Genomic DNA, 13178 nt, shown 5'->3' with positions numbered 1-13178 from the left:
TCGTTCATCGTCAGTTGTTGCCGGTCAGGCGCACTCGGAATACCCGCAGACCCGGCAGACGGCGCAGCCGCCTTCGTGCTCCACGATGCCGCCGCATTCGGGGCAGGCCCCCCGCTCGGGTGCCGCGGTTTCGAGCCCCACATCGTAGCCGGCAGCCTGCATGTGGGCCTGGATCGCTCTGGCCACGGCGTCGGCGCAGGAAAGAACCTTGTTGTCGCCGAATCCCGCCGGCAGGTGGCAGGAGATGCCGAGGAGCTGCTTGATCACCTGCCTGGCCTGGACGCCGCTGCGCCAGGCGAGGGACACCATGCGGCCGATGGCCTCGCACTGGGAGGAGGCGCACCCGCCCGCCTTCCCCATGGTGGTGAAGAGCTCGAAAAGCCCGGCCTTGTCCTCGTTGACGGTGACATAGAGTGGGCCGCAGCCGGTCTGCATCTGGTAGGTCCATCCCTTGAGGGCCTTGGGACGGTCCCGCTTCACGGCCCGTTTCTCCTCCGTCTGGACAACTTTCTCCTTTTCCTCCTTGGCGCCTGTGGAGAGGACCTGCTCGTCCCGGGAGCCGTCGCGGTAGATGGTGACCCCCTTGCACTCCAGTTTGTAGGCCAGGCGGTAGACTCTCTCCACCTCTTCGATGGTGGCGGCGTTGGGGAAGTTGACCGTCTTGGAGACGGCGTTGTCGGTGTATTTCTGGAAGGCGGCCTGCATCTCGATGTGGTCTTCCGGGGTGATGTCGTGGGCGGTCACGAAGACCTTGCGGACATCCTCGGGAATCTCGGCCAGGTCATGGACGGTGCCGTGCTGGGCGATCTTCTGCATGAGCTCCTCGGAATAGAAGCCCTGATCCCGGGCAATCTCCTCGAAAATGGGGTTTACCTCCACGAGGATGTTCTTGTCGAGGACCTGGCGCACGAAGGAGACTGCGAAGAGGGGTTCCACGCCGCTGGATGCGTTGGCAATGATGGATATGGTGCCGGTGGGGGCGATGGTGGTCACCGTGGCGTTGCGGATGGCACCCTCGCCCGGCCGGTCAAAGGTGGAACCCACGAAGTTCGGGAACGCTCCCCGCACGGCGGCCAGTTCGCGGGAATAGGCGTGCCCCTCGTCGTTGATGAAACGCATCACCTTCTCGCCGAGGCTGATGGCCTCCGGGGAGCTGTAGGGGATCCCCAGGAGGATCAGCATGTCTGCCCACCCCATGACGCCGAGGCCGATCTTGCGGTTGGAGCGGGTCATGTCGTTGATCTGGGGGAGGGGGTAGTTGTTCACCTCGATGACGTTGTCCAGGAAGTGGACTCCCAGGCGGATGACCTCCCGCAGGCGCTTCCAGTCCACGTCGCCGTTCTTCACCATCTTCCCCAGGTTGATGGAGCCCAGGTTGCATGACTCGTAGGGGAGGAGCGGCTGCTCGCCGCAGGGGTTGGTGGACTCGATCTCGCCGATGTGGGGAGTCGGGTTGTCCTTGTTGAGGCGGTCCAGGAAGATGATTCCCGGCTCGCCGTTTTTCCATGCCTGCTTCACGATGCGGCTGAAGACCTTGCGGGCGTTGAGGGTCCCGCAGGGTTTCCCGTCACGGGGGTTGCGCAGATCGTAATCGGCGTCCCTCTCCACCGCCTCCATGAAGGCCTCGGTGAGCCCCACGGAGATGTTGAAGTTGTTGAGGTGCTTCTGGTCATCCTTGCACATGATGAAGTCCATGATATCCGGATGATCCACGCGGAGGATCCCCATGTTGGCGCCGCGCCGGGTTCCCCCCTGCTTGATGGTTTCGGTGGCGGCGTCGAAGACCCGCATGAACGAGATGGGGCCGCTGGAGATGCCCGAGGTGGAACGGACCACGTCGTTGGCCGGACGCAGCCGCGAGAAGGAAAAGCCGGTGCCGCCGCCGGACTTGTGGATGAGGGCCGTGTACTTGACCGCGTCGAAGATCTCCTCCATGGAGTCCCCCACAGGGAGGACGAAGCAGGCGGAGAGCTGGCCCAGCTCGCGCCCCGCGTTCATGAGGGTGGGGGAGTTGGGGAGGAACTCGAAGGAGGTCATCAGGTCGTAGAACTTCTGGGCCAGGGCCTTGGTGTCGGCCTTCTTGTCGAAATTACGGTCAGCAACGGCAATGGCCTCGGCCACGCGCCGGAACATGTCGGCGGGAGTTTCGAGGACTTTCCCGTCAGTGTCTCGCTTGAGGTATCGCTTCTCGAGCACGGTGCGGGCGTTTTTCGAAAGGCCGGGGATATCCACTGTCGTCTTCGTTTCTGCCATAATTTCCTCTCCTTGCGCAGTGTTTGATGAATAATGCAGTATAAAGGCTGTTTGCCATATATGTTGTGGTGCCGCAAAAGAATATCCACAATATGTATGGCCTGTCAAGGAGTAAAAAAAAATGACCTAACGGGTTGATTCAACAAGGCATTACTCCATCGGCCGATTTGCTGTGGGTGCAGGTGGGGTGCTGGCAATTTACATCCCTGAGGTTTTGTGTTAGTTTTTTTCATTTTTCTGGCGGACGGAACAGACCATGGAACATAGCTTGAAATGCACCATTGAGCTGCTCGAAGAGGAAGTCAGCGCCCTCAGGGAGTTGATTGAGGTGGCGAGGATGGTGGTTTCCACCCTCGAACTTGATCAGGTCCTCCTGGAGATACTGACCAGCGCGATGCGCTTTGCCGACGCCTCCGCCGGAAACATTGTCCTTTACGACACCGTTCAGGGGGGACTGACTCTCCACGCCCACCAGGGGTTTACCCCCGAATTCGTCTTGGCCGAGCGGTGGGAAATCCGCCCTGGAGGGGTCACTGAACGGGTTATCTCCGGTGGAGAGATCCTGTTCGTCAACGACACCGAAGATAACCCCCTCCTTGTCGACCCCATTGTCATCAGGGAGGGGATCAGATCTCAGGCCTGCATTCCCCTTAAAGTGCAGAGCCGGCTTGCGGGCATTCTCTACCTGTGCGATTTTGTCCCCCGGGAGTTCGATCGGGAGAGAATGAAACTTCTGGACGTCCTCGCCTCCTTTGCCGCCATGGCCATCGACAATGCCCAACTCCATGAGCGGACCCGGCTCATGGCCATAACCGACGCCCTGACCGGTCTTTACAACCGGCGCTACTTTCAGCAGATGTTCAGTCGGGAACTGAACCGGGCCAAGCGTTACGGCAACCCCCTCTCACTGATCATGATGGACGTGGATGACTTCAAGAAGTTCAATGATACCTATGGACATCCCCTTGGCGACAAGCTCCTGGGGAGCATGGGAGATATTCTCACGGAGGCGCTGCGCAATACCGATTTTGCCTTTCGCTACGGAGGCGAGGAGTTTATCGTGCTCTTGCCGGAAACCGACTTTTCCAGCGCGCTTAATGTTGCGGAGCGGCTCCGGGAGTCCGTGGAACAGAAGAGTGTCGACGAAATGCGAGGGATCGCTCTCAATGCCGTAACCGTAAGTGTCGGCGTAGTCTCCTATCCCCAGGACGGCGAGACCAGCGACGACCTCCTCAATGGGGTGGATGAACTCCTCTATCGGGCCAAGGAGTTCGGCAAAAACAGGGTCTACTACCGGACCATGGGAGAAAAACCATGAGGCGCTCTACAATGGCGACCATAAGGATGCCGTTGGCTCTCTCCGTTTTGCTCGGGATGGTGGCAGTCCTCGGTGGGTGCGGGACGCTTTCGGAACTTTTCGCTCGGGGGAAGACCCTTGTTTCCCCTTCTTCCGCGCAGGTATCGGTGCCTGTCGTTGCGCCTGGTGCGACCGTTGCCAATGAGGAGTCTCCTCCGGTTCCGCTTGCGCTCTCTCCCGAAAACAAACCGGCCGTCGTTCCTCCCCAAGTGATACCGGCGCTTCCGGGGATATCGCGCATCGCACCTCGGATGACCGTGCCGGTAGAGCGGTTATACAGCGATGCCGTTCTGACCGAGGACACGGTCTGGAGCGGCGAGGTGTTTGTGGAAGGCTCACTCACTGTGGCGCCGCAGACGACCCTCACCCTTGAGCCGGGGACTGTCGTCCGTTTCAGGCGGACGGTCCCCGGGGATGGAGCCGGTCCGCTCCTCCTGGTTCAGGGGAGGCTCGTGGTTCGCGGAAACGCCGACGCGCCGGTCCGCTTCACGACCAGCTTTCCCGATCCCCTGGCCGGCGAGTGGCAAGGGATCATCCTGCTCGGCAGCGAGAAGAAAAACATCCTTGAGCAGTGCCGCATCGAGGGTGCGGTCGCCGGCATCGATGCATCCTTTTCCTCTGTGACCCTCAAAAAGGTCTTTTTTGCCGCCTGCGGAACCGGCGCCCGGTTTCAGGACTCCATCGTCACGGTCAGTGGCGGAGAAGCTTCGGACAATGCTGTCGGCATGGAACTCGTCGAGAGCGAGTCGGATATCCGTGACATGATGGTACGCGGCAATCGCCTTGGCATGACGGTGCGTGGCGGCTCCCTCCTCCTGGAAGGGGCCGGTTTATCGGATAACCGGGAAACCGGGTTAACCGGGGCCGCGTCCCGGCTCAGCATCTCCGGCTCTTTTTTCCAGGGAAACGGCACCGGCATTGTCCTCACCGACTGCGAAGGAAAGGTGACGGGTGCGCGGATCGCGGAGAACCGCCACGTGGGGATTCACCTCGTCCGGTCCCGGATTCGGGTATATGGCAACGAAATTGTGTCCAACGCTGACATCGGCCTGCGGGTCGAGGATGGGCAGGGTGTCGCGTGGGGGAACGCCTTTTCGGGCAATGGCCGCTTCGATATCGAAAACGCGGGACGTGACGATTTCAGAGCAATTGCCAACTGGTGGGGGGACCCCGCCCCGCCGCTGGACATGCGTCTTGACCACCAGACCCAGGACCCTGCCAGGGGAAGAATTTTCGTGAACCCGGTGCTCAAGGCGCGGCCGCATTTCCCGACCTTGAATTCCGTTGCTAAATAGCTGACGTCATGGTAGCTTTTTCCTAATGTCGCTTTATCTCGATAATGCAGCAACGTCGTATCCCAAGCCTGAGCCGGTCTATGAAGCGGTGAGCAGGGCCATGCGTGACGTGGGGGTCAGCCCGGGCAGGGGAGGGTACCGTCGCGGCATTGAGGCGAGCCGTCTTCTCTTTGAAACGCGGGAGTCGGTGGCGGCCCTCTTCGGCATCGGCGATTCGTCGCGGGTGGTCTTCACCCATAGTGCCACCGAGGCCCTCAATCTGGCGGTGCTGGGGCTTGTGCGGCCCGGTGACCACGTGGTCACCACCTCGGCGGAACACAATTCGCTCGTCCGCCCGCTCCATCTGGCCGGGCAGCGGGGAGTCGAGATTTCCTGGATCGATGCTGATCGTCGCGGGTTTGTCACCCCGGATCAGATCGCTGCCGCCATCCGCCCTTCGACGCGACTCATTGCCCTTGCCCACTGCTCCAACGTGACCGGCGCCATTCAACCGGTCGCGGAAATTGCCGCCGTGGCCCGTCGCGCCGGAGTTCTCACCCTTGTGGATGCCGCCCAGAGCGCGGGAATGATTCCCCTCGACGTTTCGGCCATGGGGATCGATCTCCTGGCAGCGCCGGGGCACAAGGGACTCATGGGGCCCCCGGGGACCGGCATGCTCTGTGTGGCCGAAGGTGTGGATCTGGAACCGCTTTTTGTCGGGGGGACAGGGGGATACTCCTCGGGCGTGGAACAGCCCGACACCATGCCCGAACGGTTCGAGAGCGGGACCCACAATCTGCCGGGCATCGCCGGTCTCGGGGCAGGTGTCGATTTCATCCGAGCCGTGGGACTGGATGTGATCCGGAAGCGGGAAGAGGAACTGGTCGCCTTTCTCATGGATGGGCTCGGAGCGCTGCCGGGAGTAACCTGCCACGGACCATTGCCGGACGAACCGCGGGGGGGGCTCGTGAGTTTCACGGTGAAGGGAATCGACCCCCAGACCATCGGCTTCCGGCTCGACCAGGAGTTCGACATCTGTGTGAGGGTAGGGCTCCACTGCGCCCCTGCTGCCCACCGGACCATCGGCACCTATCCCGGTGGCGCGGTCAGGGTGAGCCCCGGCTACTTCACTACAGATGAAGAGATCGGTACCTTTCTCCAGGCGATGGGGGAGATTCTCAGCTCTCCGTGAGAGTCCCCTTTCCGTACGGTTATGTCCGTGTTATGTCCCCACCACTCATAATGAATGATTCGTCAAAGGGAGAAGTATGGATAAGCGATTCCTTGTTGCACTCTGCCTCGTAGTGGCATGTCTCGCCGGATGTTCGCTTCCCCCCGAGAAGCCGGTGACCAAGGACGAACTCTACGCAACGGGTATCTACAACTTTTACACCATCAAGGAATCGCCCGAGAGCGTCCTTGCGGCGATCAACCGTGAGGGAGAGGTGATCCTCGACGCCAAGTACCGTGACCGGTCGGTCTTCATCAAGATCCTCGCCCTCTCGTCGGGCCTCCAGGTGCATGTCATCGAAAAATAGCATCCAACCCGCGGGCGGGTATGTAGCGCATTATCTCTAAACTCCATCCACGAAAAGAGAAACCTCGATGAAAAACTTCGTACTCGATACCAACGTCCTCCTCTACGATCCCCAGGCCATTTTCAAGTTTGAGGAAAACAACATCATTATCCCCATTACGGTCATCGAAGAGGTGGACCGCTTCAAGAAGGACATGAACGAGACGGGACGCAACGCACGCCAGGTCTCCCGTTATCTGGACGACATGCGCAAAATAGGGTCTCTCTCCTCGGGCATAACCCTCGAGACCGGCGGGATGCTCCGGGTGGAGATGTACGAGGAGAAGATCATGAAGCGGCTTCCTCCCGAGTTGCGCGAGGAGCGGGGGGACAACCGGATACTGGCGGTGGCCGTCAAGATTCTGGAAGAGAACGGTGGCGCGCCCGTCGTGTTCGTCACCAAGGATACGAACCTGCGGATCAAGGCCGACGCCATCGGCCTCAAGGCCGAGGATTACGAATCGGATAAGGTCGACATCGAAGAGCTCTACCCCGGTTTCACCGAGATCGACGTGGCGGCCGATACTGTCGACCGGTTTCATGGCCAGGGGTGGGTGGAGTTGCCCGGACAGACCTTCTTCCCGAACCAGTGCGTCACCCTGCGGGATGAAGCGAACCCTTCCCATACGGCCCTCGGCAAGTACCGGGTGGGGGATGGGAAAATCACTCCCCTCATCAAGACCGGCAAGGAGGGGGTCTGGAGCATTTTCCCCCGCAACCGCGAGCAGGCTTTTGCCTTCGATCTTCTACTCGACGACTCCATCAAGCTCGTGACCCTCGTGGGGAAGGCCGGTACAGGCAAGACGCTGCTGGCCATTGCTGCGGGCCTCCACAAGACCGCCGAGGAGAACGTCTTCAACCGCCTTCTCGTCTCCCGGCCCGTCTTTCCCATGGGGCGCGACCTGGGTTTCCTCCCCGGAGATATCGAGGAGAAGCTCGCCCCCTGGATGCAGCCCATCTTCGACAACGTGGAACTTCTCCTGTCGGGGCATGAGGCCGAGAAGCGACACAGCAAGGGGTATAAGGAGCTCATGGCCATGGGGATCATGGAAATTGAGCCCCTCACCTACATCCGGGGTCGCTCCATACCGAACCAGTTCATGATCGTTGACGAGGCCCAGAACCTCACACCCCACGAGATCAAGACCATCATCACCCGGGCGGGGGAGGGGACCAAGATCGTCCTCACCGGCGACCCCTACCAGATTGACAACCCCTATGTGGATGCCTCGTCCAACGGCCTCACCTACGTGGTGGAGCGCTTCAAGGAGCAGGCAATCGCCGGCCATGTCACCATGACCAAGGGCGAGCGCTCCGACCTGGCGGAACTGGCGGCGAATCTGCTGTAATGCTCATTCTCACCATCGAAACATCCTGCGACGAAACCGCCGCCGCGGTGGTCCGCGACGGGCGCACGGTGCTGTCGAGCATCGTTGCGTCCCAGGTGAAGGACCATGCCGTCTACGGGGGGGTTGTCCCCGAGATAGCCTCCCGCAAACATCTGGAGAGCATCCCGGTCGTCATCGACGAAGCCCTCCGCACTGCTTCGGTCTCCCTCGACGCCATCGAGGGGGTCGCCGTGACCCAGGGGCCGGGACTGGCCGGGGCACTCTTGGTTGGTACCGCCGTTGCCAAGGCCATCGCCTTTGCCCGCCGGCTCCCCATCGTTGGGGTGAACCATATCGAAGGACACCTCTCGGCCATTTTCCTGGAGCGGGAGGTAGCGTTTCCCTTTGTGGCCCTCGCCGTCTCGGGGGGGCATACCCATCTCTACCGGGTCGACGGCATTGGCCGCTACACCACCCTCGGCCAGACCCGCGACGACGCCGCCGGCGAGGCCTTCGATAAGGTGGCAAAGCTCTTGGGGCTCCCCTATCCGGGCGGGGTTGAAATCGACCGCCTTGCCGCCGAGGGGGACCCAGCCAGCATTTCCTTCCCCCGGCCGCTCCTCCACGACGGCAGCTTCAACTTCAGCTTCAGCGGCCTCAAGACCGCGGTTCTGAACCATGTCCGCAAGAATCCGGTCCAGGAGGATGGCCAGCAACTCCGGGACCTCTGCGCTTCGTTTCAGCGGGCCGCCTGCGACGTGCTCGTGACGAAAACGCTCCTTGCCGCAGAAACCGAGGGGATCGGCCGGGTCGTGGTTGCCGGCGGCGTAGCCTGCAACAGCGCCCTGCGCCGCGATATGGCCCGGGAGGCTGCTGCCAGGGGAATCGAGCTCGCCATCCCTTCTCCTTCTCTCTGTAGCGATAACGCCGCCATGCTGGCGGTTCCCGGTGATTTCTACCTCTCCCGGGGGATCAGCGACGGCCTCTCCCTGGACGCCCTGGCAAACTGGCCCTTGGATACGATCCGGACGAGGCTGGAGTCGTGAGAGGGGAGGGAATTCGCGCCCGCAAGGCGCTGGGGCAGAACTTTCTCGTGGACCGTAATGTTCTCGCACGGATCGCGGACATCGTCGATATGCGGCCCGACGACCGCATTCTGGAAGTGGGGCCGGGAAAGGGCGCCCTCACCGAGATGTTGGCTCATCGATGCGCGCGCCTTGTGGCGGTGGAGTTGGACACGCGGCTCGTGCCGGTACTCCGCCAGGCCTTTCGGGACAACCCGCGAGTGGAGATCGTCCACGGCGACATTCTGGAGATTGACCTGCGCGACCTTCTGGCTTCTGAAGGTGGAGAACGGTGGAAGGTGGCAGCCAATCTCCCCTACAACATATCCACGCCGGTCCTCTTTGCGTTTCTCGACAACCGCGATCTCTTCTCCCGCCTGGTTCTCATGCTTCAGAAGGAGGTGGGCGACCGCCTCGCCGCTTCACCGGGGACCAAGGATTACGGCATCCTGTCGGTCTTTTTCCAACTTCATTTCGACGTGACGCGGGAAATGATCGTCAGACCAGGTTCGTTCCATCCCGTGCCGAAGGTGGACTCGGCCGTCCTGAGCTTTGTCCCCCTCGAAAAGCCCCGCGTGGCTGTGGGAGACGAGCAGTATTTCCGCCGCCTGGTGAAAGGGGCTTTCTCCATGCGGCGAAAAACCCTCTGGAACTGTCTGAAAAATGCCGGCCTGGGGCTTTCCGGGGAGCAGTTGTCTGAAGCCCTTGCAGTGTGCGGGATAGAGGCGGGGAGGCGGGGTGAGACCCTGAGTCTTGACGAGTTCGCGGCCCTTTCCCGGGCCATGATGGCATTGGGGGGGAAATAGAAAAGCCGCCCGGGAGGACGGCTTTCACAGTTGCAGAGGGTAAAATGGCGGGTTAAGCCTTTTTCTTCCGCGGCGCTCCCTTTGGCTTTACCGGCTTCTCGGCGGGCGCCCCTTTCTTTTCCTGGATCTTGGCAGCCCTTACTGCGCGGGCCTTGGCCAGATTATCGGCAAGCCCCCGCTCTTGGGCCATTTTCTTGCGCGCTTCGGAGAACTTCCTGGCAGTCAGGGCCTGGGAAGACGGAATGTTGAACTGCTTCCGGTATTCCCTCGGCTTCATGTCATGGACCTGGGCCAGATGGCGGGTGAGGGTCTTCATCCCTCCTTTGCCGCAGATCATGCAGACGACCTGATCTGCCTGGAAAGCCTTCTTGAGACTGATGACGGGAGCCTTGGTCTCTTCTGCCGGCGCGGCCTCGGGCGCGCCTCCTTCAAGCTGCTGCAGAGTTGTGTACACTTTCTGAATTTCCTGTACCAGTTCCTCGGTGGAAAGTTCTGACATAGCAGCGTGTGAAGAGACAATGCCTGCCGTTAATTCCAACAATGTTGAAGCCATTCGGTTTCCCTCCCTTTGTCAATGAAAGAGTTTATGACGTTATTTAACCTTGTAACGTGAACATTGATCGAAATCAAGCGGCAAATCGCATTTTTACAGAATAAATTACAATTGACGCTCCTTGTGGGATTCTGTTAGGTTTGTTCCGTTGCCCGAATGCCGAAAATTTTGTGTGAAAGGAAAGCCTGCCATGGCGTACATTGAGATAGACGAATCGCGCTGCAAGGGGTGTGGCCTGTGCACGCTCGCCTGTTCGAGAAAGCTTGTAATAATGAGCGACACCGCCAATAAACAGGGGTATGTGGCTGCTATTGCAACCCGTCAGGATCAGTGCACCGGTTGTTCTCTCTGTGCTGAAATCTGTCCCGATGTTGCCATTGTGGTATTCAAGTGATATCGGGCTAATTGTTCGCATGCGCCTGCGGCGAAGTTTGATTTGTCCTGAAAGGTTTCTGCCAGACCGTTTTATCTGATTCATTCACGGAGGTTGCTTTGACAAAGCGTCTGTTCATGAAGGGGAACGAAGCCCTTGCCATGGCCGCCATTGAGGCCGGGTGCCGCTACTACTTCGGCTATCCCATCACTCCCCAGAGCGATATCCCCGAATACATGTCGCGGGAACTCCCCAGGCTTGGCGGCGAATTCATCCAGGCCGAGAGCGAGGTCGCTTCCATCAACATGCTTCTCGGCGCCTCGGCCACCGGCGTGCGGGCCATGACCTCGTCGTCCAGCCCCGGCATTTCCCTGAAGCAGGAGGGGATTTCCTATATGGCCGGCGCGGAGTTGCCCGGGGTGATCGTCAACATCTGCCGGTCGGGTCCGGGGCTCGGCGGCATCGATGCCTCTCAGGCCGACTACTTTCAAGCGGTCAAGGGGGGAGGGCATGGCGGCTATCACATCATCGTCCTTGCCCCGGCGTCGGTCCAGGAAATGTATGACCTGACCATGCTCGCCTTCGACCTCGCCGACCTCTACCGGATGCCGGCGATGATCCTCGGCGATTCCGTTGTCGGCCAGATGAAGGAGTCGGTCATTCCCAACAAACGCCCTGAGCGGAACCTCCCCCCTAAGGACTGGGTCGTCCGCGGCAAGGGGGACGGCGAACAGCGGGTCGTGAAGTCGCTCTATTTGGGGGACGGCGAGTTGGAGGCCCACAACTGGAAGCTTCACGCCCGGTACGGGGAGCTGAAAGCAAAAGAAGCCCGGTGGGAAGAATTCATGCTCGATGATGCCGAGCTCGTTGTCACGGCCTTCGGTTCGGCCGCCCGCATCGCCAAGAGTGCCGTCATGGCCGCCCGCGACAAGGGTCTCAAGGTGGGGCTGCTGCGTCCGATAACCCTTTACCCCTTTCCGGAGAAAGCCTTCCTCGCCGCAACGGAGCGGTGCAAGAAAGTGCTCGACATCGAGCTCAACGCCGGCCAGATGGTGGAGGACGTCCGTCTCTCCGTGGCCCGCGACGCAGAGGTCTTCTTCTACGGCAGGCCCCCGGGGGCTGGTTCTCTCCCCACTCCTGAGGAGTTGCTGGAACAGATCACTAACTATTACGTCTAGGGGGGATCGCCGGGGATGATCTGATTGATGGTTTTTACCGGTCCCCGGTCCCTGATCCCCGATCCCGAGGTTTTTAATGCAACAGGTCTTCAAAAAACCGGTCAGTCTCAAGGATGTCCAGACCCACTTTTGCCCCGGCTGCCATCACGGCACCTTTCACCGTCTCGTGGCCGAGGCCATGGACGAGTTTGGTGTCCAAGAGAGGACCATCGGCGTCGCATCCGTGGGGTGTTCGGTCTTTCTTTACGGCTACTTCGATATCGATGTGGTCGAATCCCCCCACGGTCGGGCTCCGGCGGTGGCCACCGGTGTCAAGCGTGCCCGGCCCGACGCCTTTGTCTTCACCTACCAGGGTGACGGCGACCTGGCCGCCATCGGCACCTCCGAGATCATCCACGCCGCCAACCGGGGCGAGGACATGACGGTCATCTTCGTCAACAACACCACCTATGGCATGACCGGTGGCCAGATGGCCCCCACTACCCTTGTGGGGCAGAGGACCTCAACCTCTCCCTACGGGAGGAACCAGGGGAAGGATGGCTCCCCCATCAGGATGGCCGAGCTCCTTGCCCAACTCGAGGGGGTAGCCTTCTCGGCCCGGGTGGCGGTCAACAATCCCAAGAACCTCATGGACGCCAAGCGGCAGATCAAGAAGGCATTCCGGTACCAGGCGGAGGGTAAAGGGTTTTCGTTCATCGAAGCCCTCTCGTCTTGCCCCACCAACTGGGGGATGGACCCGATCAAGGCAAACGAGCGCGTCGGTACTGAAATGTGTGCCTATTTCCCGCTTGGAGTATTCAAGAACGCTGCTGACCTCTAGTAGATCGCGGCAATCCATAGATTTGCAAGGAGTTTGTCCCCATGCGTCATGACGTTTTTATTTCCGGCTTCGGCGGCCAGGGAGTTCTCCTGGCTGGAAACCTCCTTGGTTACGCAGCAATGGGGGAGGGGAAGAACGTTTCCTTTTTTCCCTCCTACGGGGTCGAGAAGCGCGGCGGTGCCGCCATGTGCACCGTTGTCATCGCTGACGGCGAGGTGGGCTCGCCGGTTGTTGGCAATCCATCGGTCTCCGTCATCCTTAACCAGACTTCCTTCGATAAATACGCCTCCCGGGTGAAGCCGGGAGGGGTCTGCATCGTCAACACCTCTCTTGTGGAAGTGGGCGATTTTTCGAGGTCGGATATCGAACTGATCCCCATCCCCATGAACGAAATTGCCATGCAGTTGGGAGATCTCCGGATGGTCAATATGGTCGCCGTGGGGGCCTACGCCGCAAAGACCGGTGCCGTATCGCTGCAAACCCTTGAAGGTGCCCTGCGCGAGACGCTCCCCGAGCGCAATCACCGATTCATCCCGGCAAACGTCAGGGCCATCGAAGCCGGTGCGCAGCGGAGCGGAAGTTCCTTTTCAAAATAA

The 13178-nt window shown here is 60.4% G+C and carries 13 protein-coding genes; 11 read left to right on the top strand and 2 right to left on the bottom strand.

What is annotated here, in order from left to right; translation table 11 throughout:
• Positions 1–24: 24 nt before the first annotated feature.
• Positions 25–2253 (bottom strand): vitamin B12-dependent ribonucleotide reductase, encoded by a 2229-nt coding sequence (locus KJB29_RS09635; RefSeq protein ID WP_215734397.1) that lies wholly within the window; start codon positions 2251–2253, stop codon positions 25–27.
• A gap of 256 nt (positions 2254–2509) precedes the next feature.
• Here KJB29_RS09635 and KJB29_RS09630 point away from each other — a divergent pair, with 256 nt between their 5' ends.
• The 7 genes from KJB29_RS09630 (at position 2510) to rsmA (ending at position 9658) form a co-directional block, all read left to right on the top strand.
• A complete protein-coding gene (locus KJB29_RS09630; protein ID WP_215734396.1) occupies positions 2510–3571 on the top strand; it encodes a sensor domain-containing diguanylate cyclase in 1062 nt (353 codons plus the stop codon).
• Positions 3568–4905 (top strand): right-handed parallel beta-helix repeat-containing protein, encoded by a 1338-nt coding sequence (locus KJB29_RS09625; protein ID WP_215734395.1) that lies wholly within the window; start codon positions 3568–3570, stop codon positions 4903–4905. The genes KJB29_RS09630 and KJB29_RS09625 overlap by 4 nt, the downstream gene beginning before the upstream one ends.
• A gap of 25 nt (positions 4906–4930) precedes the next feature.
• Complete coding sequence (locus KJB29_RS09620; protein WP_215734394.1) at positions 4931–6076, top strand: aminotransferase class V-fold PLP-dependent enzyme; 1146 nt, start codon at positions 4931–4933, stop codon at positions 6074–6076.
• Between the two features lie 76 nt (positions 6077–6152).
• On the top strand, positions 6153–6422 hold the full coding sequence (locus tag KJB29_RS09615; RefSeq protein WP_215734393.1) for a hypothetical protein: 270 nt from the start codon (positions 6153–6155) through the stop codon (positions 6420–6422).
• Between the two features lie 67 nt (positions 6423–6489).
• Positions 6490–7809 (top strand): PhoH family protein, encoded by a 1320-nt coding sequence (locus tag KJB29_RS09610; protein ID WP_004512064.1) that lies wholly within the window; start codon positions 6490–6492, stop codon positions 7807–7809.
• On the top strand, positions 7809–8834 hold the full coding sequence (gene tsaD / locus KJB29_RS09605; RefSeq protein ID WP_215734392.1) for a tRNA (adenosine(37)-N6)-threonylcarbamoyltransferase complex transferase subunit TsaD: 1026 nt from the start codon (positions 7809–7811) through the stop codon (positions 8832–8834). The genes KJB29_RS09610 and tsaD overlap by 1 nt, the downstream gene beginning before the upstream one ends.
• Complete coding sequence (gene rsmA, locus KJB29_RS09600) at positions 8831–9658, top strand: 16S rRNA (adenine(1518)-N(6)/adenine(1519)-N(6))-dimethyltransferase RsmA (RefSeq protein WP_215734391.1); 828 nt, start codon at positions 8831–8833, stop codon at positions 9656–9658. The genes tsaD and rsmA overlap by 4 nt, the downstream gene beginning before the upstream one ends.
• Positions 9659–9710: 52 nt before the next feature.
• Here rsmA and KJB29_RS09595 read toward each other — a convergent pair whose 3' ends face one another.
• A complete protein-coding gene (locus KJB29_RS09595; RefSeq protein ID WP_215734390.1) occupies positions 9711–10211 on the bottom strand; it encodes a Ros/MucR family transcriptional regulator in 501 nt (166 codons plus the stop codon).
• A gap of 190 nt (positions 10212–10401) precedes the next feature.
• On the opposite strand from KJB29_RS09595, the gene KJB29_RS09590 reads away from it, so the two are divergent.
• The 4 genes from KJB29_RS09590 (at position 10402) to KJB29_RS09575 (ending at position 13178) form a co-directional block, all read left to right on the top strand.
• Complete coding sequence (locus KJB29_RS09590; RefSeq protein WP_215734389.1) at positions 10402–10605, top strand: 4Fe-4S dicluster domain-containing protein; 204 nt, start codon at positions 10402–10404, stop codon at positions 10603–10605.
• Positions 10606–10703: 98 nt separating this feature from the next.
• Positions 10704–11762 (top strand): 3-methyl-2-oxobutanoate dehydrogenase subunit VorB, encoded by a 1059-nt coding sequence (locus KJB29_RS09585; RefSeq protein ID WP_215734388.1) that lies wholly within the window; start codon positions 10704–10706, stop codon positions 11760–11762.
• A 76-nt stretch (positions 11763–11838) separates the two neighbouring features.
• Complete coding sequence (locus tag KJB29_RS09580) at positions 11839–12582, top strand: thiamine pyrophosphate-dependent enzyme (protein WP_215734387.1); 744 nt, start codon at positions 11839–11841, stop codon at positions 12580–12582.
• Between the two features lie 41 nt (positions 12583–12623).
• Positions 12624–13178 (top strand): 2-oxoacid:ferredoxin oxidoreductase subunit gamma family protein, encoded by a 555-nt coding sequence (locus KJB29_RS09575; protein ID WP_215734386.1) that lies wholly within the window; start codon positions 12624–12626, stop codon positions 13176–13178.

This window comes from Geobacter grbiciae (genome assembly GCF_018531165.1).
In the GTDB taxonomy this organism is placed as follows: domain Bacteria; phylum Desulfobacterota; class Desulfuromonadia; order Geobacterales; family Geobacteraceae; genus Geobacter; species Geobacter metallireducens.
The sequence above is the reverse complement of the archived record's forward strand: the minus strand, read 5'-3'. Positions and strand labels throughout refer to the sequence as shown.

Bases quoted from the DNA above. Each gene is read 5' to 3' on its own strand.
- KJB29_RS09630 (WP_215734396.1), top strand. From the start codon at position 2,510: ATGGAACATAGCTTGAAATGCACCATTGAGCTGCTCGAAGAGGAAGTC.
- KJB29_RS09610 (WP_004512064.1), top strand. From the start codon at position 6,490: ATGAAAAACTTCGTACTCGATACCAACGTCCTCCTCTACGATCCCCAG.
- KJB29_RS09575 (WP_215734386.1), top strand. From the start codon at position 12,624: ATGCGTCATGACGTTTTTATTTCCGGCTTCGGCGGCCAGGGAGTTCTC.
- KJB29_RS09595 (WP_215734390.1), bottom strand. From the start codon at position 10,211: ATGGCTTCAACATTGTTGGAATTAACGGCAGGCATTGTCTCTTCACAC.
- KJB29_RS09615 (WP_215734393.1), top strand. From the start codon at position 6,153: ATGGATAAGCGATTCCTTGTTGCACTCTGCCTCGTAGTGGCATGTCTC.
- KJB29_RS09590 (WP_215734389.1), top strand. From the start codon at position 10,402: ATGGCGTACATTGAGATAGACGAATCGCGCTGCAAGGGGTGTGGCCTG.
- KJB29_RS09620 (WP_215734394.1), top strand. From the start codon at position 4,931: ATGTCGCTTTATCTCGATAATGCAGCAACGTCGTATCCCAAGCCTGAG.
- KJB29_RS09625 (WP_215734395.1), top strand. From the start codon at position 3,568: ATGAGGCGCTCTACAATGGCGACCATAAGGATGCCGTTGGCTCTCTCC.
- tsaD (WP_215734392.1), top strand. From the start codon at position 7,809: ATGCTCATTCTCACCATCGAAACATCCTGCGACGAAACCGCCGCCGCG.
- KJB29_RS09580 (WP_215734387.1), top strand. From the start codon at position 11,839: ATGCAACAGGTCTTCAAAAAACCGGTCAGTCTCAAGGATGTCCAGACC.
- KJB29_RS09635 (WP_215734397.1), bottom strand. From the start codon at position 2,253: ATGGCAGAAACGAAGACGACAGTGGATATCCCCGGCCTTTCGAAAAAC.